The 19,712-nt window shown below is 71.0% G+C and carries 19 protein-coding genes; 17 read left to right on the top strand and 2 right to left on the bottom strand.

The window, feature by feature from the left end; translation table 11 throughout:
- The first annotated feature begins 87 nt into the window (after positions 1 to 87).
- The 15 genes from gspE to ON759_RS09785 all read left to right on the top strand — a co-directional run bounded on the left by gspE (position 88) and on the right by ON759_RS09785 (position 15,490).
- Positions 88 to 1,797, top strand: a complete 1,710-nt coding sequence (gspE, locus tag ON759_RS09855) for a type II secretion system ATPase GspE (RefSeq protein ID WP_271680197.1) — start codon at positions 88 to 90, stop codon at positions 1,795 to 1,797.
- Positions 1,798 to 1,801: 4 nt separating this feature from the next.
- On the top strand, positions 1,802 to 3,019 hold the full coding sequence (gene xpsF, locus ON759_RS09850; protein ID WP_271680196.1) for a type II secretion system protein XpsF: 1,218 nt from the start codon (positions 1,802 to 1,804) through the stop codon (positions 3,017 to 3,019).
- 84 nt (positions 3,020 to 3,103) lie between these two features.
- On the top strand, positions 3,104 to 3,535 hold the full coding sequence (gspG, locus tag ON759_RS09845; RefSeq protein ID WP_271680195.1) for a type II secretion system major pseudopilin GspG: 432 nt from the start codon (positions 3,104 to 3,106) through the stop codon (positions 3,533 to 3,535).
- 28 nt (positions 3,536 to 3,563) lie between these two features.
- Positions 3,564 to 4,016 (top strand): type II secretion system protein XpsH, encoded by a 453-nt coding sequence (gene xpsH, locus ON759_RS09840; protein WP_271680194.1) that lies wholly within the window; start codon positions 3,564 to 3,566, stop codon positions 4,014 to 4,016.
- Positions 4,013 to 4,471, top strand: coding sequence for a type II secretion system protein XpsI (xpsI, locus tag ON759_RS09835; RefSeq protein ID WP_271680193.1), 459 nt, complete (start codon positions 4,013 to 4,015; stop codon positions 4,469 to 4,471). Before xpsH ends, xpsI begins: the two co-directional genes overlap by 4 nt.
- A complete protein-coding gene (locus ON759_RS09830; protein ID WP_271680192.1) occupies positions 4,468 to 5,091 on the top strand; it encodes a prepilin-type N-terminal cleavage/methylation domain-containing protein in 624 nt (207 codons plus the stop codon). The genes xpsI and ON759_RS09830 overlap by 4 nt, the downstream gene beginning before the upstream one ends.
- Complete coding sequence (locus ON759_RS09825) at positions 5,088 to 5,915, top strand: type II secretion system minor pseudopilin (protein WP_271680191.1); 828 nt, start codon at positions 5,088 to 5,090, stop codon at positions 5,913 to 5,915. The genes ON759_RS09830 and ON759_RS09825 overlap by 4 nt, the downstream gene beginning before the upstream one ends.
- Positions 5,912 to 7,045, top strand: coding sequence for a PilN domain-containing protein (locus tag ON759_RS09820; RefSeq protein WP_271680190.1), 1,134 nt, complete (start codon positions 5,912 to 5,914; stop codon positions 7,043 to 7,045). Before ON759_RS09825 ends, ON759_RS09820 begins: the two co-directional genes overlap by 4 nt.
- Complete coding sequence (gene gspM, locus ON759_RS09815; RefSeq protein ID WP_271680189.1) at positions 7,032 to 7,652, top strand: type II secretion system protein GspM; 621 nt, start codon at positions 7,032 to 7,034, stop codon at positions 7,650 to 7,652. Before ON759_RS09820 ends, gspM begins: the two co-directional genes overlap by 14 nt.
- Complete coding sequence (locus ON759_RS09810; RefSeq protein WP_271680188.1) at positions 7,645 to 8,382, top strand: hypothetical protein; 738 nt, start codon at positions 7,645 to 7,647, stop codon at positions 8,380 to 8,382. Before gspM ends, ON759_RS09810 begins: the two co-directional genes overlap by 8 nt.
- A 16-nt stretch (positions 8,383 to 8,398) precedes the next feature.
- Positions 8,399 to 10,549: a type II secretion system secretin GspD gene (gene gspD, locus ON759_RS09805; RefSeq protein ID WP_271680187.1), complete on the top strand. Its 2,151-nt coding sequence runs from the start codon at positions 8,399 to 8,401 to the stop codon at positions 10,547 to 10,549.
- Positions 10,546 to 11,400, top strand: coding sequence for a glycosyltransferase family 2 protein (locus tag ON759_RS09800; RefSeq protein WP_271680186.1), 855 nt, complete (start codon positions 10,546 to 10,548; stop codon positions 11,398 to 11,400). Before gspD ends, ON759_RS09800 begins: the two co-directional genes overlap by 4 nt.
- The gene (locus ON759_RS09795; protein WP_271680185.1) at positions 11,397 to 12,233 is read left to right on the top strand and encodes a glycosyltransferase; all 837 of its coding nucleotides are present in this window, start codon (positions 11,397 to 11,399) and stop codon (positions 12,231 to 12,233) included. The genes ON759_RS09800 and ON759_RS09795 overlap by 4 nt, the downstream gene beginning before the upstream one ends.
- Before the next feature lie 194 nt (positions 12,234 to 12,427).
- The gene (locus ON759_RS09790; protein WP_271680184.1) at positions 12,428 to 14,035 is read left to right on the top strand and encodes a DUF1800 domain-containing protein; all 1,608 of its coding nucleotides are present in this window, start codon (positions 12,428 to 12,430) and stop codon (positions 14,033 to 14,035) included.
- 9 nt (positions 14,036 to 14,044) lie between these two features.
- Positions 14,045 to 15,490 (top strand): DUF1501 domain-containing protein, encoded by a 1,446-nt coding sequence (locus ON759_RS09785; RefSeq protein WP_271680183.1) that lies wholly within the window; start codon positions 14,045 to 14,047, stop codon positions 15,488 to 15,490.
- Positions 15,491 to 15,520: 30 nt separating this feature from the next.
- On the opposite strand, the gene pyrF is transcribed toward ON759_RS09785, so the two are convergent.
- Positions 15,521 to 16,351, bottom strand: coding sequence for an orotidine-5'-phosphate decarboxylase (gene pyrF, locus ON759_RS09780; RefSeq protein WP_271680182.1), 831 nt, complete (start codon positions 16,349 to 16,351; stop codon positions 15,521 to 15,523).
- Between the two features lie 148 nt (positions 16,352 to 16,499).
- Entirely contained in the window at positions 16,500 to 18,164 is a 1,665-nt protein-coding gene (gene ettA / locus ON759_RS09775; RefSeq protein ID WP_271680181.1) for an energy-dependent translational throttle protein EttA, read from the bottom strand.
- A 153-nt stretch (positions 18,165 to 18,317) separates the two neighbouring features.
- On the opposite strand from ettA, the gene glyA reads away from it, so the two are divergent.
- Positions 18,318 to 19,589 carry a serine hydroxymethyltransferase gene (gene glyA / locus ON759_RS09770; protein ID WP_271680180.1) on the top strand — a complete coding sequence of 424 codons (1,272 nt, stop codon included), beginning with the start codon at positions 18,318 to 18,320 and terminating at the stop codon, positions 19,587 to 19,589.
- On the top strand, positions 19,579 to 19,710 hold the full coding sequence (locus tag ON759_RS09765) for a hypothetical protein (protein WP_271680179.1): 132 nt from the start codon (positions 19,579 to 19,581) through the stop codon (positions 19,708 to 19,710). The genes glyA and ON759_RS09765 overlap by 11 nt, the downstream gene beginning before the upstream one ends.
- Positions 19,711 to 19,712 lie beyond the last annotated feature (2 nt).

Below are 19,712 nucleotides of genomic sequence, written 5' to 3'. Positions count from 1 at the left end.
ATGCAAGATCGGTGCCAGCCGGCCATCGCGCCATCCGGGCCGGCCCTGCTACCCTCAACACGTCCCGCCCCCTGCAGCCGACCGTCCATGAGTGCCGTCCTCTCAGAGCCCGCAACGACCAGCCCCGATGAGCGCGTCGCCGCCCTGTTGCTGCAGCGCGGGAAACTGAAGGAGGCCGACCTGGTCCGCGCCCGCCGCCTGCAGGAGCAGGACGGCGGCGGCCTGCTGCTCCTGCTGGGGCGCCTGGGCCTGGTGTCCGAGCGCGACCACGCCGAGGCCTGCGCGAGCGAACTGGGGCTGCCGATGCGCAGCGCCCGGGACGTGCCGGAGCTGCCGCCGGAGGACGTGGCGCTCGGCATCAAGTTCATGCGTCAGTTCCACGTGGTGCCGGTGGGGGCCGATGCGGCGGGCGTGGACGTGCTGCTCGCGGACCCGCAGGACCCCTACGTGCTCGAGGCGGTGCGCCTCGCGACCGGGCGGGTGCCGCGGCCGCTGGTCGCGCTGCGCGGCGAGATCGACGAGCTGATCGAGCGCTGGCACGGCCAGGGCCGCAGCGCGATGGAGGGCATCGTCGAGGGTGCGGAGGGCGAGGAGAGCTTCGACGACGTCGAGCACCTGCGCGACCTCGCCTCCGAGGCGCCGGTGATCCGGCTGGTCAACCTGGTGATCCAGCGCGCGGTGGAGTTGCGCGCCTCCGACATCCACATCGAGCCGTTCGAGAACCGCCTGAAGGTGCGCTATCGCATCGATGGCGTGCTGGAGGAGGGCGAGAGCCCACCGCCGAACCTGACCGCGGCGGTGATCAGCCGCATCAAGATCATGGCCAAGCTCAACATCGCCGAGCGCCGGTTGCCGCAGGACGGGCGGATCATGCTGCGGGTGCAGGGCAAGGAGCTCGACCTGCGCGTCAGCACCGTGCCGACCGCGCATGGCGAATCCGTGGTCATGCGCCTGCTCGACCGCGAAACCGTGGTGCTGGACTTCGCCAGGCTGGGCTTCGGCCAGCAGTTCATGCCCCGCTTCCAGAAGATCCTGGAGCAGCCGCACGGCATCCTGCTGGTGACCGGCCCCACCGGCTCGGGCAAGACCACCACGCTGTACACCGCGCTGAGCAAGCTCAACACCCCCGACGTCAAGATCATCACCGTCGAGGATCCGGTCGAATACCAGATCGAGGGCATCAACCAGATCCAGGCCAAGCCGCAGATCGGGCTGGACTTCGCCAACGCGCTGCGCAGCATCGTCCGCCAGGACCCGGACATCATCATGATCGGCGAGATGCGCGACCTCGAGACCGCGCGCATCGCCATCCAGTCCGCGTTGACCGGCCACCTGGTGCTCAGCACCCTGCACACCAACAACGCGGCCGGCGGCATCACCCGCCTGCTGGACATGGGCGTCGAGGACTACCTGCTGACCTCGACGGTGAACGGCATCCTCGCCCAGCGCCTGGTGCGCCGACTGGAGCCCACGCATGCCGAGGCCTACCCGGCGTCGCCCGAGGAGATCGAGAAGTTCGGCCTGCGCCGGTTCCAGCCGCAGGGCGAGATCCTGCTCTACCGCCCGCGGCCGTCGGCGTTGTCGCCCACCGGTTACCTCGGGCGGACCACCATCATGGAACTGCTGGTGATGGACGACGAATTGCGGCGCGCGGTGATGCGCCACGCCGGCATGGACGAGCTGGAGCGGATCGCGCGGCAGGCGGGGATGGCGACGATGTACGAGGTCGGCATCGCCAAGGCGCTGCGCGGCGAGACGACCATCGAGGAAGTGCTGCGCGTGACCGAGGACGCCTGAGTCCGTGGCCCTCTACCGCTACAAGGCGTTGAACGCGCGCGGCGAGTTGCTCGACGGGCAGATGGAGGCGGCCGGGCGCGAGGAGGTGGCGGCGCGGCTGCAGGAGCAGGGGCACCTGCCGGTGGAGGCGCGGCTCGCCTCGGAAGCGGGCGGCGAATCGGCCTGGCGCACGCTGTTCAAGCCGAAGCCGTTCGCCGGCGACCGCCTGGTGCAGTTCACCCAGCAGCTTGCGACCCTGCTCGCGGCGGGCCAGCCCCTCGACCGCGGGCTGACGATCCTGCTGGAACTGCCGGAAGACGACGCGGCGCGGCGCACGATCGGCGACATCCGCGAGGCGGTCCGCGGCGGTGCGTCGCTGTCGGCGGCGCTGGAGCGCCAGCACGGGGTGTTCGGGCGGCTGTACGTGAACATGGTCCGCGCGGGCGAGGCCGGCGGCAGCCTGCACGAGACCCTGCAACGCCTGGCCGATTACCTCGAACGATCGCGCGCGCTGCGGGCGCGGGTGGTGAACGCGCTGGTCTACCCGGCGATCCTGCTGGCGATGGTGGGCCTGTCGCTGCTGTTCCTGCTGGGCTACGTGGTGCCGCAGTTCTCGGCCATGTACGACAGCCTGGAGGCCGACCTGCCGTTCTTCTCGCGGCTGGTGCTGGGCCTGGGCAACATCGTCCGCGACTGGTGGATCGTGATCCTGGCGGTGCCGTTGCTGGCCCTGGTCTGGCTGGAGCGCAAGCGGCGCGAGCCCGCCTTCCAGTTGCGTGTCCACGGCTGGCTGCTGCGGCGCAAGCTGGCCGGGCCACTGGTGGCCAAGCTGGAAACCGCGCGGCTGGCGCGCACCCTCGGCACCCTGCTGCGCAACGGCGTGCCGCTGCTGGCCGCGCTCGGGATCGCCCGCAACGTGCTGGACAACCGGGTCCTGGCCGCCGACGTGGATGCCGCCGCCGACGAAGTGAAGAACGGCATCGGCCTGTCCACCGCGCTGGGCCGCGGCAAGCGCTTCCCGCGGCTGGCCTTGCAGATGATCCAGGTCGGCGAGGAATCCGGCGCGCTCGACGCGATGCTGCTGAAGGCGGCGGATACCTTCGAGCAGGAGACTTCGCTGGCGATGGACCGGATGCTGGCCGCGCTGGTGCCGGCGGTCACCCTGGTGCTGGCGCTGGTGGTCGGCCTGGTGATCCTCGCCGTGCTGTCGCCGATCTACGACCTCACCAGCGTCGTCGGCTAGCTGAACACGACCGCCCGCGACAGCCGTCGCGGAACTCGGCGACAATCGGCCACTCAAACGTCCACCATCTAGCAGAACCCTTTCATGCGCAATCGCCGATTCCAACCTTCGTTCGCCGGATCATCGCAGGCCGGTTTCTCGCTGATCGAGATCATCATCGTGGTGACGCTGATAGCGCTGGTTGCAGCGTTCGTCGCCAACAAGGTCCTGGGCCAGGGCGATCGCGCGAAGGTTCGGCTCGCGACCGCGCAGGTACAAACGCTTGCGGAAAAAGTGCAGCAGTTCGAAATGGATACCGGCGGGCTGCCCGCCTCGCTGGAGGATTTGGTCAAGGCGCCCGGTGATGCCGCAGGTTGGCTGGGCCCGTATGCGAAGGCCAGCGAGCTGAAGGATCCTTGGAACCATCCGTATACCTACACTGTGCCGGGCCAGGGCCGTCCGTTCGAGCTGGTCAGCCTGGGGGCGGATGGACAGCCCGGCGGCAGCAGCGTCGACGCCGACATCCGCAACGAATGACCGGGGGTTGCCCCCGCCTGCGATCCCGATGAAGCGAATTCGCGGCTTCACCTTGCTGGAGTTGCTGCTGGTGCTGGCGCTGGTCGCGGCGGCCAGCCTGCTGGCGATGGCCGCGTTCGGTGGCGGCATGCAGGGCATCCGCTTGCGCACGGCTGCGCACGATGTCGCTGCGCAATTGCGGTTCACCCGTGCGGTGGCGATCAGCAGCGGCGAGCCGCAGGATTTCCGGGTGGATCCGCGGGCGCGGCGGTGGCAAGCGGCGAAGGGCCGCCATGGCCGCTTGCCGGATGGCGGGGACCTCGAGTTCACCGGTGCGCGCGAACTGCAGCCGCGCGACGGCATCGGCACCGTGCGGTTCTTCCCCGACGGCGCCTCCAGCGGTGGCCGGCTGCGGTTGGCGGCGAATGGCGGCGGTTGGGACGTGGACGTCCGCTGGGTCACCGGCGAGGTCCGCGTGCATCGCATCCAGGACGCGCCATGAGCCGGCGCGGGGGGCGCGGCGGCTGTCGCGGCCCGCGACGCGGTGCGGCGGGGTTCTCGCTGCTCGAGATCATCGTGGCGTTCGCGATCCTCGCGCTGGGCCTGACCCTGCTGCTCGGCACGCTGTCCGGCGCCACCCGCCAGGTGCGGCAGGCGGGCGATGCCGGGCGCGCCGCGCTGCATGCGCGCAGCCTGCTCGAGGAATACGCCGCGTTGCCGCAGCCGGGGCGGCGCGCGGGCGAACTAGAGGGTGGCCGCTATCGCTGGCGGCTCGAGGTCGCGCCGTGGCGGGACCCGGCGCCCGCACCGGGCGTGGCCCGTTTCGATCCGAATGCAGCGCGCCTGCTGCAGGTGCGGCTCACCCTTGCCTGGGGAGAGGGTGGCCCGGGACGCCAGCTGGAGGTGGAATCGCTGCGGTTGGTGACGCCACGGCCCGGGCAGGCGGTGGCGCCGTGAGGCGGGCGGCCGCGGGGTTCACCCTGCTCGAGCTGCTGCTGGCGACCGCGCTGCTCGCGGCCGCGCTCGCGCTCGCGTTCGCCACCGTGCGCGCGGCGGGCGCCACGATCGAGCGCGGCGAGGCGCTCGCCGCCCGCAACGAGCGCATGCGCGCCGTGTCCATGTTCCTGCGCCAGCGCATCGGCGGTGCGCAGGGCATGGTGTTCGAGCTGGATTCGGCCACCGGCCAGGCCAGGCGCTTCCAGGGCGATGCGCGACGCATGCGCTTCGTGTCCGACCTGCCAGATTACCTGGGGCGTGGCGGCCCGCACCTGCACGACCTGACGGTGACCGACGCCAGTCTGCAGGTGGATTTCCGCATGGTGATGGGCGGGCAGACCGTGGCCGAGCCGAGGGCGCGCCCGCCGGAACCGTTGGCCGACGGGTTGCGCCGGGTGGAGTTCGCCTATCGCGGCCCGGGCAAGGACGGCATGCCCGGCGAATGGCGCGCCGAGTGGGAAGACGTGCAGGCGCTGCCGTTGCAAGTGCGGGTGCGGATCGCCGATGCCGCCGGGCCGTGGCCCGAACTCGTGGTCGGGCTCCCGATCGCTGCCAGCTACGGCGTGGGGAGCGGCCGATGACCGCCCACGCGCGTGGCGCCGCGTTGCTGATGGTGATGTGGCTGGTGCTCCTGCTGAGCGCCCTGGTGGCGGGCTACGCCTTGTCGGCCCGGATCGAGTCCATGCAGGGCAACGGCAACGCGCGCGCGCTGGTCGCCACCGAAGCGGCGCGGGCAGGGGTCGAGTACGCGGTGTCGCGGATGCTCGATCCGGACCCGGCGCGCCGCTGGGCTGCCGACGGCCGGCGCAACGCGTGGTCGTTCGCGGGGATCGAGGTCGAGGTCGAGGTCCGCGACGAAGCGGCCAAGATCGACCTCAATGCAGCCTCCGCCGAGTTGCTGGGGACGTTCTTCGTGCGTCTCGGCCAGCCCCGCGATGCGGCGACCCGACTGGCCGGGGCGATCCTGGATTGGCGCGATGGCGACCCCCTCACCCAGCCCGCGGGCGGCGCGGAGGATGCCGACTATGCCGCGGCCGGCTTGGCGTGGGGCGCGAAGGACGCCCCGTTCGAGACGGTCTCCGAACTGGCGCAAGTCCTCGGCATGACGCCGGCGCTGCATGCAGCGGCGGCCCCGCACCTGACCGTCCACACGGGTGCGCCGCTGCCCGACGCGCGCTTCGCCGATCCGCTGGTGCTGGCGGCGATGGGCGCGCCACCGCGCGCGCGCGTCGATCCCCGGGCGGTGCCGCCGGGTGGCAGCGGCACGTATAGTATCGACAGCCGTGCACGACTCGCCGATGGTCGCCGTGCGCACCTTTCGGTCGTCGTCCGCGTGGGGGGAAACGGATTGCCGGGATCGACATACACGCCCCTGCGTTGGCAGGACGGAGCGCTGGCGCCATGAGCACGGTGCCGGCCACGCGCATGCGCCTGCAGGATGCGGGGCGCGGCATGCGCGGTTTCCTCGCGTGGTGGGCCCAGGGCCTGTCCGCGTGGCTGCCCGCGGCTTGGCGCGGCGCGCTGGCGGCATCCTCCGATCGGCTCCTGCTGCAGCTGGCCGACGACGACCTGCTGCTGCTTCGCCACCAGGGCGCGGATGGCATCCGCGACATCGCCGCGTTGCCTGTGCCGCCGCCCCGGTCGAACAGCGCGGACCCGTTCGCCACGCTGTTGTCCGACGCCGGGCGCGCGTTGCCGCGCTGGGTCCTGCTGCCGGCGGAGGCCGGGCTGCGGCGCACGCTGGTCCTGCCGGCCGCCGCGCGCGAACGCTTGCACGATGTGCTGGGCTTCGAGATCGAGCGGCAGACGCCGTTCGCGGCCGCCGACGTGGTGTACGACGGCCGGCTGCTGCGCACCCGCGAGGACGGCCAGCTGGAGACCGAGCTGGTGGTCGTGCCGCGCAACCGCTTCGATGCCGTCATGGGGCGCCTGCCGGGGGTGGCAGACGGGCTTGCGGGGGTCGAGCTCGCCGCGGCGGATGGTCGGCCGCTCGGCGTCAACCTGCTCGCGCCGGCCTCGCGCCACCGCACGCGGCGCGTCGGCTGGGCGTGGTCGTTGGCGTTCGCCGGGGTAGGGGTGTTGGCCCTGGTCTTGGCCCTGGCCCAGGTGCTGGACAACCGCCGCGCGGCCGCCGAGGCGCTCGAGCGCGAGGTGGCGCAGCGCAGTGCCCAGGCCCGCGGCGTCGCCCAGCAACGCCAGCGGCTGGTGGATGCGGTCGAGGGCGGCGCCTACCTGCAAGGGCTCCGCAATGCCCGACCATCGGTGGCCGAGGTGATGGATGAACTGGCGCGTCGGCTGCCCGATGGCACCTATCTCGAAAAGTTGTCGGTCGACGGCGACCAGCTCACCCTGGTCGGCCTGTCGAACCAGGCGGCGGCCCTCGTCGGCAAGTTGGAAGGCGCGCGCCAATGGCGTGCGCCCGCGCTGAGCGGCGCCCTGCAACAGGACCCGCGAACCCGCAGCGATCGCTTCACCCTGGACGCCAAGCTCAACGATGCCGCGACCCCGGAGGAACGCCCCCGTGCAGCGCGCTGATCGCGACCGTTGGTTGGCGTTGGGGCTGCTCGCAGCGGTCGTGGCCCTGCTGTACCTGGCCGTGGTGCACCCGCTGTTCACCCGACCGCTGCAGGAGGCGGATGCGCGGATCGAGGCCTTGCGCGAGCGTGATGCGCGCGTGCGTGGCCTGCTGGCGCAGCAACCGCAGATCGAGCAGCGGCTTGCCCAGGTCGATGCGCGCGGCGTCGCTGGCGGGTTCCTCGCCGAGCCCACCACCGAATTGGCGACGGCCGCGTTGATCCAGCGCCTGGAGCGGGTGATCGGCGAGGTCAGCCCCGGCGAACGCGGTTGCGCCATCACCAATCGCGCCCCGATCCAGGACGAGGCCGCCACGGGTCGCTACCGGCAGGTCGCGGTGGCGGTGCGCCTGCGCTGCGGCAATGCGGAGACCTTGGCGGTCCTGCATGCCCTCGAGTCCGCCCGCCCCTACCTGTTCGTCGACGCGCTGGGGATCACCGCGCAGCGTTACATCGCGATCCCCGGGAATGCGTTGCCGCAGGAAGGCGGCCTCGACGTCAGCTTCAACTTGTACGGCTACCTGCGACCGGCCGTCGCGGCTGGCGAAGGCGAGGTGCCGCGTGGCTGAGCGCACCCTGCCGCAGCGCCTCGAACGGGCGGGGCCGTTGGCCTGGTTGCTGGCGGCGTTCGCGGGTTGGGCGATCCTTGCGTGGGTGGCCGCGCTCGCCGGGATGGGCGGACACATCGCCCCCGCGCAGGCGGATCCCCCGGGCGCCCTGCCGGTGTCCAAGCCGGCGGTGCCCGACCGGATCGGGCCGCTGTCGCAGTACGGCGAGGCCGCTGCGCGGCCGTTGTTCACCACCGACCGCCGCCCGCGCGCGTTCCTGGCCACTTCGCCGGAAGGCAGCGACGGCGCGGCAACGGCGCAGTCGCTGGATTTCGTGCTCACCGGCGTGCTGATCAGCCCGCAGGTGCAGCTCGCCATCCTGCAGCCGACCGGTGGCGGCGAGTCGCAGCGGGTGCAGGTAGGCAAGTCGCCGGAGGGCGCGGCCGGATGGCGCCTGGTGGAGGTGCAGCCGCGTCGCGCGGTGTTCGAAGGCGGCGGCGGGCAGAGCACCCTGGAGTTGCGCACCTTCGGTGCCTCCGACGCCGACCGCGAGGCGATCGCGCGTGCCGCGCCAGGCGCACGGCCTCCGCCGGCCGCCTCCGATGCCGCGCCCGCACCGGCGACGTCGCCGCAGAACGAGCAGCAGCGGATCGAAGCCATCCGCAAGCGCATCGAAGCCCGGCGCGCGCAAATCCGCGCCCAACAGAACAACGCTGGTGCGTCGTCCTCGGCGTCCAACGAGCAGCCTTGAACCGGAGTCGTCCCGCATGAATTGCCGCCCCCTGCTTGCCGTCACCGCGCTCAGCCTGCTGGCCGCGTGCGCCAGCGCGCCGACGCCGCAACTGCAGCGTGCGGATCGCCTTCCCGGGGCGAACAGCCCGGGCGATGGCGTCCGCCAGGAACCCTTGCAGGACACGCTGGGGGACAGCGGACCGCGGCCGGTCATCCGGCGCGGGACGGCGACGCCGTTCAACCAGGCCGCCGCCAGCGCGCCACCGCCGACCCTGAGCAGTTCCGGGCAGGCGAGCTTCAACTTCGAGGGCGAATCGCTGCAGGCGGTGGTGAAGGCGATCCTCGGCGACATGCTGGGGCAGAACTACAGCATCGCGCCCGGCGTCTCCGGCACGGTGACCATCGCCACCCAGAAGCCGGTCGGCCCGGCGGGCGCGCTGAACCTGCTGGAAGGCGTGCTGGCCCAGAACAACGCGCGCATGGTCTACAGCGACGGCCGCTACAACATCGTGCCCGCCGACCAGGCCCTGGCCAGCGGCGTGGTGCCGCGCACCGGATCGCCGGCGCTGGCCCGCGGGTTCGAGTCGCGGGTCGTGCCGTTGCGCTACGTGTCCGCGGCGGAGATGGAGAAGATCCTCAAGCCCTACGCGCGCCAGAACGGGATCGTCGGCGTCGACCCGGCGCGCAACCTGATCACCGTCGCCGGCACCCGGTCGGAGCTCGAGAACTACCTGCGCACCATCCAGGTGTTCGACGTCGACTGGATGGCCACCATGTCGGTGGGCGTGTATCCGCTGCAGTCGGGGCGCGCGACCGACGTGGTGCAGGCGCTCGAGCGGGTCTTCGGCGAGCAGGGCAAGTCCCCGGTGGCGGGCATGTTCCGCTTCATGCCGCTGGAGTCCACGAACGCGGTGATGGTGATCGCCAGCCAGCCGGAGTACCTCGACGACGTCCAGCAATGGATCGACCGGATCGAGGGCGGCGGCGGCGACGGCCGCCTGTTCTCCTACGAACTGAAGTACATCAAGGCGCGCGACCTCGCCGACCGCCTGTCCGAGGTCTTCGGCGGGCGCGGCAATGCGGCGGGCGAGGACGTGTCGCTGATGCCGGGCGTGGGCACCACGCAGATCCGCGATGGCGGGCTCGACGACAAGTCGAGCGTTTCCAGCGCGGCGGTCAACTCCGGGCTGGGCGATGGCGGCAACCTGCCGAACGCGCGCAGCGGCAACGGCCGGGTCACCCTCAAGGTCGACGGAGCCGAAGTGGGCGTGTCCGCGGTCGAGGACACGAATTCGCTGCTGGTCCGCGCCAATCCCTCGCAGTGGAAGTCGATCCGCGAGGTGATCGAGCGGCTCGACGTGATGCCGATGCAGGTGCACATCGAGGCGCAGGTGGTCAGCGTCGCCCTCAAGGGGGCGCTGCAGTACGGCGTGAGCTGGTTCTTCGACAACGCGGTCGGCGAGGCCGGGTTCCCGTATCCCACCGGGCGCAACAGCTGGGCGAGCTACGGCGGTGGGGTGAGCCCGGTCAGCAATGGCGGCACCACGGTCGGCAACGTCCTCAGCTGGAGCTTCCTGGGCAAGAATGCCGCGGCGATCGTGCAGGCGCTGGACAACGTGACCGACGTGCGCACCCTGTCCGCGCCCTCGGTGATGGCGCAGAACAACAAGGAGGCCACGCTCAACGTCGGCCAGCGCATCCCGATCGCGTCGGTCAGTTTCAACCCGAACGGCGGCAACACGGACGGGACCTACAGTTCGGTGCAGTACCTCGACACCGGCATCATCCTGAAGGTGCGCCCGCGCATCACCCGCGACGGCATGGTGTTCCTGGACATCGTGCAGGAAGTCAGCAAGCCCACCGGCATCGCCGACGACAACGGCAACGTGCGCATCGACACCAGCAAGGTCACCACCACGGCGATGGCGCCCAGCGGCGAGACCGTGGTGCTGGCCGGGCTGATCAGCGATGGCGCCGAGAAATCCTCCACCGGCGTGCCTGGCCTGAGCCGGATCCCGGTGCTGGGCGGCCTGTTCGGCTACCAGGCCAATACCAAGACCCGCGACGAACTGGTGGTACTGATCACCCCGACGGTGATCCGCAACCCGCAGGAAGCCCGCGACCTGACCGACGAATACGGCCGCCGCTTCCGCGCGCTGGATCCGATCTACAAGCCGAAGCAGTGAGCCCGGCGGGCGCGTCGCTGCCGATCGTCCTGGTGCCGGTGGGCACCGACGAGGACGCGCTCGACGCCTGCCTGGCCGCGCTGGACGCCGGCACACCGGCCGGCACCCGGGTCTGGCTGGCCGACGACGCGCAGGCCGGTCCGCGCGCCGGCGCGATCATCGAACGCTGGCACGCGAGCACCCGCCTGCAGGCCGCGCACACCCGGCGCGCGGCACCCATCGGCGAAGCGGCGCACATCGACCAGGCCTTGCGCGCCTGCGCCGGCGCCGACGTGGTGGTACTGGCCGGTGATGCGTGCCCGGCGCCCGGGTGGCTGGAGCGCCTGGCGGGCTGCGCGGCCCGCGATCCCGGCATCGGCACCGCCACGCCCTGGTGCAACGCCGGCGAGGTCGCGGCCTGGCCGCGGATCGCCGAAGTCGCGCCGTTGCCGGATGCGCCGGCCCGGCTGGCCCGGGCGTGCGCATCGCTCGCCGGGGAGACCGCCAACCTGCCGGCGGCAGTCAGCCACGCGGTGTTCCTGCGCGGCGATGCACTGGCGCGCGCCGGCGGCCTGGACGGCGCGAGCTTCCGCTCGTGGCAGGCGGCATTGGTCGACCTGTCGCTGCGGTTCGCGGGCATGGGTTGGCGCAACGTGCTGTGCGCGGAGGCCTTCGTGGCGCGCCCGCGCGAGGGCATGCCCGCCGATGGCGACATGGATGCGCTGGCCGTGCGTTGGCCGGCCTGGCATGCGCGGTTGGCCACCTTCCTAATGGACGATCCGTTGCACGCGCTGCGCGGCAGGCTGGCGACCGCGGTCGCACGCCTGCAGGACGCGCCACCGCAGGCGGACCTGTTCGCTTCGGTGCCATGAACGCGGATGCGATCGACGCGGTCGTGGTGACCCACGCCAGCGAGGAGACGATCGACGAGTGCCTCGCGAGACTGCGCGCCGCAGCCTGCGTGGCCGCCGTGCGGGTGGTCGACAACGCCTCGCGCGACGACACCCTGGCGATCGTGCAGCGGCATGCGCTGGCCGATCCCCGCGTCCGCTTCATCGCCAACCCTGACAATCCCGGCTTCGCGGCCGCCTGCAATCAGGGCGCGGCGGCTTGCGATGCGCCCTGGCTGGCCTTGGTCAATCCCGACTGCCTGGTCGAGCCCGACACCCTCGCGCGCCTGCGCGACCACGCCCGCGAGGCGGGTGGCGCGTTGGTCGGCGCCGACCTGGTCGGCGAGGACGGGCTGCGCGACGCCGCGGCGCGCCGGCGCGACCCCGATTTCGCGGCGATGCTGCGCGATCCCAGGCGGTCGCGGCTCGGCATCGCCGTCGACGGGGCGCCGTTGCAGCGCGTCGAAGCGGTCTCCGGGGCGTTGATGCTGTTGCCGCGCGCCCTGTTCGAGCGCGTCGGCGGGTTCGATGCCGGCTACCGCCTGCACGCCGAGGACCTCGACCTGTGCCGTCGCGTGCGCGCCGCCGGTGCCGCGGTCGCTTGCGCCAACGACGTGCGCGTGGTCCACGTGCGCGGGGTGTCGTCGCGCACGCGGCCATGGTTCGTGGAGTGGCACAAGCATCGCGGGCTGTGGCGCTACTACCGCAGCTTCGATGCGGCGGGCCACGGTGCGATGACCCGTGCCGCGGTGTTCGCGATGATCTGGGGTCGCTTCCCGGTGGGCTTGTTGCGCGCGCTGCGCAGGCCGGGCTGAACGGTGCATGGGTCGTGTCAACCCGTGCGTGGCGCGGGCGTTTGACTTCCTGCAGGGGCGAGAACCACGGGGAGCATCCGATGGACATCCAGCGAGGCTGGGCGGCCGCATGTGCGGCGATCGTGTTGTGCGGCGGGTTGGGGGCGTGCGGCGGTGGCGGGGGCGGCAGTCCCGGCACGCCAACGCCGCCACCGGTGACGCCGCCGCCGGTGGCCTCCTATCCCGACATCCCCGCCAGCGATGCCGATGCCGCGCGCTTCCTCGCGCAGGCGACCTTCGGGCCGACCCGGGCGGAGATCGCCCGCTTGCGGCAGATCGGCTACCGGCGCTGGCTGGACGAGCAACTCGACCCGGCCCGCACCCCGCCGACGCTGGTCCTGCCGCACCTGCAGCAGGTCGTGGCCAACGGCGTGCCGCGCGACGACCTGCGCCAGCAGCATCGGCGAAACGCCTGGCTGTGGCAGGCGGCGACCGCGCCGGACCAGCTGCGGATGCGCATGGCGTTCGCGCTCAGCGAGATCTTCGTGGTCTCCGACCGCGAAGTCGCCAATGCCAACACCACGCTGTACCGCATCGCCGACTACCAGGACACCCTGGCCCGGGGGGCGTTCGGCTCGTACCGCACGCTGATCGAACAGGTGACCCTGCATCCGGCGATGGGGTATTTCCTCAGCCACGCAGGCAACCGCAAGGCGGATCCTGCCGCGAACATCACGCCTGACGAGAATTACGGCCGCGAAGTCATGCAGCTGTTCTCGATCGGCCTGTCCAAGCGCAATCCCGACTTCACCCTGCAACTCGATGCCGCGGGCAAGGCCATCCCCACCTACGACGAGCAGGTGGTCGGCGCGATGGCCCGGGTGTTCACCGGATGGACCTATGCCGGGCAGGCGGACGCGCAATTCGGGCGCCGCAACGACACCAGCTACGCGCCGATGGAATGCCATCCGCGCTACCACGACGACCAGCCGAAGCGGATCTTCGACGGCATCGTGGTGGATGCCGGCAGCGATTGCGTGGCCACCCTAAAGCAGGCGCTGGACGCGCTGGCCGCGCACCGGAACGTCGCACCGTTCATCAGCCGCCAGCTGATCCAGCGCTTCGTCACCAGCAACCCCAGCAATGCCTATGTCGGCCGGGTGGCCGCGACCTGGACCGCGACCAGCGGCAACCTCGGGCAGGTGCTGCGCACGCTGCTGCTCGACGACGAGGCGCGCATCCGCCCGCAGGGCGACGGCTTCGGCAAGGCCCGGGAGCCGCTGGTCCGCCTGACCACGCTGTGGCGGGCGTTCGATGCGCGTTACGTGCCGCCGGCCACCGGCGAGATCCGCTTCCGTTTCGCCAACGCGGGCGACCTCACCGAGTCGCTGGCGCAGGATTCGCTGCGCGCGCCCTCGGTGTTCAATTTCTTCGACCCCGACTATCGCCTGCCGACAGAGGCCGGCAGCCAGGGCCTGTACGCGCCGGAATTCCAGATCCTGACCGAGGCCACCTACGTCGGCATGCTGAACCAGCATGACGCGATGGCCTGGAACTACGTCGGCGCCCCGCCGACCGCCAACACCGCCGCGCCGGTGCTCGACATGTCGGCGTTGGTCGCGCTGGCGGAGGCGGGCAACCATGCGGGCATGGTCGACCAGGTCGACACCCTGCTGTTCGATGGCCGCCTCGGCGCGCCCGCCGAGCAGGCGATGGTGCGCATGCTCGACCGCCTCGCCGCGATCAACGAGACCGCATCGAACCGCGCCAAGTCGCTGGTGCTGCTGGCGCTGGCCTCCCCCGAATTCGCGATCCAGCGCTAGGAGCCCGCCATGACCCGCATCCTCCGCGAAGACCGCCGCGCCTTCCTCCGCCGCATGCAGGCGCTGCTCGCCGGCGGCGTCGCCTACGCTGTGCTCCCGCAATTCCAGCTGCTCGGCCAGGCGATGGCGGCCGAACCCCTGCCGGGCGACGATTACAAGGCGCTGGTCTGCATCTTCCTGTTCGGCGGCAGCGATTCCTTCAACATGCTGGTGCCGCACGCGGCCGACGAATACCAGGCCTACAGCACCAGCCGCGGCGGCACCTACGACGCCGCGAGCAACCCCACCGGGTTGGGCTACGCACGCGACGCACTGGCGACGATCGTCGACGTCGATGGCAAGACCTGGGGCCTCAACCCGGCCTGCGCGGCGATGGCGCCGCTGTTCGAGCGCGGCGAGCTGGCGTTCCTCGCCAATGTCGGGCCGCTGGTCGAGCCGGTCACCCGCAGCGACGTCCTCGGCGGCCTGCGGCGCCTGCCGGTGAACCTGTACTCGCACAACGACCAGCAGCGCCTGTGGATGCGGGGGCATGCCGACAACCCGGCGGCGCAGGGCTGGGGCGGCTTGCTCTCCGACTACGTGGAGGCCTCCAACACCGGGCTGGAGGTGCTGTCGCCCTCGATCTCGATCGCCGGCAACAACCTGTTCCAGTCCGGGCGCAGCACCTTGCCGTTCGTGCTGTCGTCGGGCGGGCCGCCGGTGCTGACCCGTTTCCGCGACGACGGCGGCAACGCGGACCGGATCCGCCACGAGGCGCTGCGCGCCGTGGTCGATGCCGCTTACGCCCCGGTGATGGAGGACAGCTATGCGCTGCTGGGGCAGAGCGCGATCACGCTCAATGGCGAGCTGCGCACGGTGCTGGACCCGGCCAACGGCGGGGACATCGCCACCGTGTTCCCGGACGGCGGCCTGGCCGCGCAGCTGCGGATGGTGGCGCGCATGATCAAGGCCAGCCGCGGCCCGGCGATCGGGCACCGACGGCAGGTGTACTTCGTCAGCCTGGGCGGCTTCGACACCCACCAGAACCAGATGGCCGCCAACGGGCATGCCGCCTTGCTGGGCCAGTTGGCGGGATCGCTGGCCGCGTTCCGCGAGGCGCTGGCGGAGATCGGCGCGCTCAACGCCACCACCGCCTTCACCATGAGCGACTTCGGCCGCACCCTCAACAGCAATGGCAACGGCACCGACCACGGCTGGGGCGGCGTGCAGCTGGTGATGGGGGGCGCCGCGGCGAATGGCGGCGCGTTGCGTGGCCGCCGGGTCTGGGGCAGTTACCCGTTGCTGGAACTGGACGGCGGGCAGGCGGTGGGGCGCGGACGGATGGTGCCGACCACCTCGGTCAACCAGGTGGGCGCGACGCTGGCGCAGTGGTTCGGCCTGTCGGCCCCGGGGCTGGACGCGATCTTCCCGGGATTGGGCAACTTCGACCAGCGCACGCTCGGTTTCCTTGGCTGAGCCATGCGCGGCGCGGTCGCCGGGACGGCTTCATCGGAACCGGTTGATCGCGTCGCGCAGGTCGCGGGCGGCGTCCGCGGCGGCCTCGGCATAGCCGGCGCCGCTCGACGCGTACAGGATCCCGCGCGAGGAATTGATCACCAGGCCGGTGCCGTCGGCGGTCCTGCCGTTGCGCACGACGGCCTCGATGTCGCCGCCCTGCGCACCGATGCCCGGGATCAGCAGGGGCATGTCGCCGACGATGCCGCGGATCACTTTCAGCTCCTCCGGGAACGTGGCGCCCACCACCAGCGCGCAATTGCCGTCGGCGTTCCACGCGCCGGCGATGGTCCGCGCGATCCGCTGGTACAGCGGCTCGCCGCCGCCGCTCCCATCAGGCACGGTGAGTTCCTGGAAGTCGCGCGCGCCGGGATTGGAGGTGTGGCAGAGGAACACGCAGCCGCGGTCGTTGTACTGCAGGAACGGGTCGGCCGAGTCGCGGCCCATGTACGGGTTGAGCGTGACGGCATCCGCGCCGTAGCGCTCGAACGCCTCCACCGCGTACTGCGCGGCGGTGCTGCCGATGTCGCCGCGCTTGGCGTCGAGGATCACCGGCACGTCCGGGTGCGCGCCGTTGATGTGCGCGACCAGCCGCTGCAGCGCGGCCTCGCCGCCGTTGTGCGCGGCGAAGTAGGCGATCTGCGGCTTGAACGCGCAGGCGTATGCGGCGGTGGCGTCGACGATGTCGCGGCAGAAGGAGAACAGTGCGTCCTCGTCGTCGACGAAGGCATCCGGGAACTTCGCCGGGTCGGGATCGAGGCCGACGCACACCAGCGAATCGGCCTGCTGCCAGCGTGCACGCAATTTCTCGATGAAGGTCATGCCGGGCTCCGATGGATTGCAGGGGCGCCCACCGAACCGTCGCGTAGCAGGCGGCCACGGATGGCCGCCGTCCGATTTCGGTGCAGGAAAGCACCGAATGAGGACGAGCGATGGTCGGTGTGGCGGCCCATCGCGCGTCCTCCGTGCGTCACTTCAGCGCCTTGAACCGCAGCCGGTGCGGGCCGGCGTCGTCGCCCATGCGGCGCTTCTTGTCTTCCTCGTACTCGCGGTAGTTGCCCTGGAAGAACTCCACGTGCGAGTCGCCCTCGAACGCGAGGATGTGCGTGGCGATGCGGTCCAGGAACCAGCGATCGTGGCTGATCACGAAGGTGTTGCCCGGGAACTCCAGCAGCGCGTCCTCGAGCGCGCGCAGGGTCTCGATGTCGAGGTCGTTGGACGGCTCGTCGAGCAGCAGCACGTTGCCGCCCTGCAGCAGGGTCTTGGCCATGTGCAGGCGCCCGCGCTCGCCGCCCGACAGCGTGCCCACCAGCTTCTGCTGGTCCTGGCCCTTGAAGTTGAAGCGGCCGATGTAGGCGCGCGACTGGATCTCGATGCCGTTGATGTTGAGGATGTCCAGGCCGCCGGCGATTTCCTGGAAGACGTTGTGGTTGCCCTCCAGCTTGTCGCGGCTCTGGTCCACGTACGACAGCTGCACCGTCGGGCCGATCAGGATCTCGCCGGAATCCGGCTTCTCCTGCCCGGTGATCATCTTGAACAGGGTCGACTTGCCGGCGCCGTTGGGGCCGATGATGCCGACGATGGCGCCCGGCGGCACGATCATCGACAGGTTGTCGATCAGCAGGCGGTCGCCGAACTTCTTGGAGACGTTGCGGAACTCGATCACCGAGTAGCCCAGGCGCTCGCCCGGCGGGATGAAGATCTCGTTGGTCTCGTTGCGCTTCTGGTAGTCGACCGACTGCAGTTCGTCGAGGCGGGCGAGGCGCGCCTTGCCCTTGGAGCGGCCGCCCTTGGCGTTCTGCCGCGCCCACTCCAGTTCCTTCTGGATCGCCTTCTGGCGCGCCTTCTCCTGGTTCTCTTCCTGCTTGAGGCGCTCGTCCTTCTGCTGCAGCCACTCCGTGTAGTTGCCCTTCCACGGGATGCCGCGGCCGCGGTCGAGCTCGAGGATCCACTCGGCGGCGTTGTCGAGGAAGTAGCGGTCGTGGGTCACCGCCACCACGGTGCCGGTGTAGCGGGCCAGGAACTGCTCCAGCCACTCCACCGACTCGGCGTCGAGGTGGTTGGTCGGTTCGTCGAGCAGCAGCATGTCCGGCTTCTGCAGCAGCAGGCGGCACAGCGCCACGCGGCGCTTCTCGCCGCCCGACAGCTTGCCGATCACCGCATCCCACGGCGGCAGGCGCAGCGCGTCGGCGGCGACTTCCAGCTGGTTCTCGAGGGTGTGCGCGTCGCCGGCGGCGAGGATCGCCTCCAGCCGCTCCTGCTCCTTGGCCAGCGCGTCGAAATCGGCGCCTTCCTCGGCGTAGGCCGCGTACACCGCGTCCAGCGCGGCCTGCGCCTGCAGCACTTCGCCCACGCCTTCCTCGACGGCCTCGCGCACGGTCTGCTCGGGGTTCAGGCGCGGTTCCTGCTCCAGGTAGCCGACCTTGATCCCGGGCTGCGGGCGGGCCTCGCCCTCGAAGTCGGTGTCCACGCCGGCCATGATCTTCAGCACGGTGGACTTGCCGGCGCCGTTCAGCCCCAGCAGGCCGATCTTGGCGCCGGGGAAGAAGCTCAGCGAGATGTCCTTGATGATCTGCCGCTTGGGCGGGACCACCTTGGACACGCGGTTCATGGTGTAGATGTACTGCGAGGACATGCGCGCTCCGGGCGTACGACGGCGGCCTGCAAGGCGCAGGGCCGCGAGGGGGTTCTGGATGCCGGAATTATAGCGGGAACGGGCTTTTCAGCGCCGGGTGGGGCCGCGAGCCGGTAAAATCGGGATTCCCCGCCGCCTGCCCGGAGCCACAGGATGTTCTCGCGCAACGACACGATCGCCGCCTTCGATCCCGAACTGGCCCGGGCCATCGCCGACGAGAACCGCCGGCAGGAGGACCACGTCGAGCTGATCGCGTCGGAGAACTACGCCAGCCCGCGGGTGATGGAGGCGCAGGGCAGCCAGCTGACCAACAAGTACGCCGAGGGCTACCCGGGCAAGCGCTACTACGGCGGCTGCGAATACGTGGACGTCGCGGAACAGCTCGCCATCGACCGCTGCAAGCAGCTGTTCGGCGCCGACTACGCGAACGTGCAGCCGCACAGCGGCTCGCAGGCCAACCAGGCGGTGTACTTCGCCCTGCTGCAGCCGGGCGACACCATCCTCGGGATGTCGCTGGCGCATGGCGGGCACCTCACCCACGGCGCCAAGGTCAACGCCTCGGGCAAGCTGTTCAACGCGATCCAGTACGGCGTCGACGACGCCGGCATGATCGATTACGACGAAGTCGAGCGCCTGGCGCTGGAGCACAGGCCGAAGATGGTCGTGGCCGGCTTCTCCGCCTACTCGCAGGTGGTCGACTGGGCACGCTTCCGCGCCATCGCCGACAAGGTCGGCGCCTACCTGTTCGTGGACATGGCGCACGTGGCCGGGCTGGTCGCCGCCGGCGTGTACCCGAACCCGGTGCCGCACGCGCACGTGGTGACCTCGACCACCCACAAGACCCTGCGTGGCCCGCGCGGCGGGATCATCGTGGCCAGCAAGGCGGGCATGGGCGCCGCCGCCGAGGAGATCGAGAAGAAGCTGCAGTCGATCGTCTTCCCGGGCATCCAGGGCGGCCCGCTGATGCACGTGATCGCGGCCAAGGCGGTGGCGTTCAAGGAAGCGCTGGAGCCGGCGTTCAAGGACTACCAGGCGCAGGTCGTGAAGAACGCCCAGGCGATGGCGCAGGTCATCATCGCCCGCGGCTACAAGATCGTGTCGGGTGGGACGCAGAACCACCTGATGCTGGTCGACATGATCGGCAAGGACGTGTCCGGCAAGCAGGCCGAGGAGGCGCTGGGCAAGGCCCACATCACGGTCAACAAGAACTCGGTGCCGAACGACCCGCGCAAGCCCTTCGTCACCTCCGGGTTGCGCATCGGCACGCCGGCGGTGACCACGCGCGGCTACAAGGAGCCCGACTGCGTGGCCCTGGCCGAATGGATCTGCGACGTGCTGGACAACCCGAACGACGAGCAGGTGATCGCCGGCGTGCGCGCCAACGTCGAACTGCAGTGCCGCAAGTTCCCGGTGTATGCCGACTAGCCTGCGCGCATTGCCGCTTGCCGGGCCGACGGGGGCGCATGCATCGCGCGCGCGGATCGACGGCACGCCGGTCCCGGCGGTGCTGTTCCAGGCCGCCACCGTCGGCGTAGGGGACGACTGAGC

It is taken from the genome of Thermomonas mangrovi (genome assembly GCF_028201335.1).
GTDB classification, from domain to species: Bacteria; Pseudomonadota; Gammaproteobacteria; order Xanthomonadales; family Xanthomonadaceae; genus Thermomonas; species Thermomonas mangrovi.
This window is presented reverse-complemented; position numbering and strand designations above follow the sequence as displayed.

Excerpts from the sequence above, each read along its gene's own strand:
- gspE (WP_271680197.1), top strand. The coding sequence starts at position 88 with ATGAGTGCCGTCCTCTCAGAGCCCGCAACGACCAGCCCCGATGAGCGC.
- gspG (WP_271680195.1), top strand. The coding sequence starts at position 3,104 with ATGCGCAATCGCCGATTCCAACCTTCGTTCGCCGGATCATCGCAGGCC.
- xpsH (WP_271680194.1), top strand. The coding sequence starts at position 3,564 with ATGAAGCGAATTCGCGGCTTCACCTTGCTGGAGTTGCTGCTGGTGCTG.
- xpsI (WP_271680193.1), top strand. The coding sequence starts at position 4,013 with ATGAGCCGGCGCGGGGGGCGCGGCGGCTGTCGCGGCCCGCGACGCGGT.
- ON759_RS09825 (WP_271680191.1), top strand. The coding sequence starts at position 5,088 with ATGACCGCCCACGCGCGTGGCGCCGCGTTGCTGATGGTGATGTGGCTG.
- ON759_RS09820 (WP_271680190.1), top strand. The coding sequence starts at position 5,912 with ATGAGCACGGTGCCGGCCACGCGCATGCGCCTGCAGGATGCGGGGCGC.
- gspD (WP_271680187.1), top strand. The coding sequence starts at position 8,399 with ATGAATTGCCGCCCCCTGCTTGCCGTCACCGCGCTCAGCCTGCTGGCC.
- ON759_RS09795 (WP_271680185.1), top strand. The coding sequence starts at position 11,397 with ATGAACGCGGATGCGATCGACGCGGTCGTGGTGACCCACGCCAGCGAG.
- ON759_RS09785 (WP_271680183.1), top strand. The coding sequence starts at position 14,045 with ATGACCCGCATCCTCCGCGAAGACCGCCGCGCCTTCCTCCGCCGCATG.
- pyrF (WP_271680182.1), bottom strand. The coding sequence starts at position 16,351 with ATGACCTTCATCGAGAAATTGCGTGCACGCTGGCAGCAGGCCGATTCG.
- ettA (WP_271680181.1), bottom strand. The coding sequence starts at position 18,164 with ATGTCCTCGCAGTACATCTACACCATGAACCGCGTGTCCAAGGTGGTC.
- glyA (WP_271680180.1), top strand. The coding sequence starts at position 18,318 with ATGTTCTCGCGCAACGACACGATCGCCGCCTTCGATCCCGAACTGGCC.
- ON759_RS09765 (WP_271680179.1), top strand. The coding sequence starts at position 19,579 with ATGCCGACTAGCCTGCGCGCATTGCCGCTTGCCGGGCCGACGGGGGCG.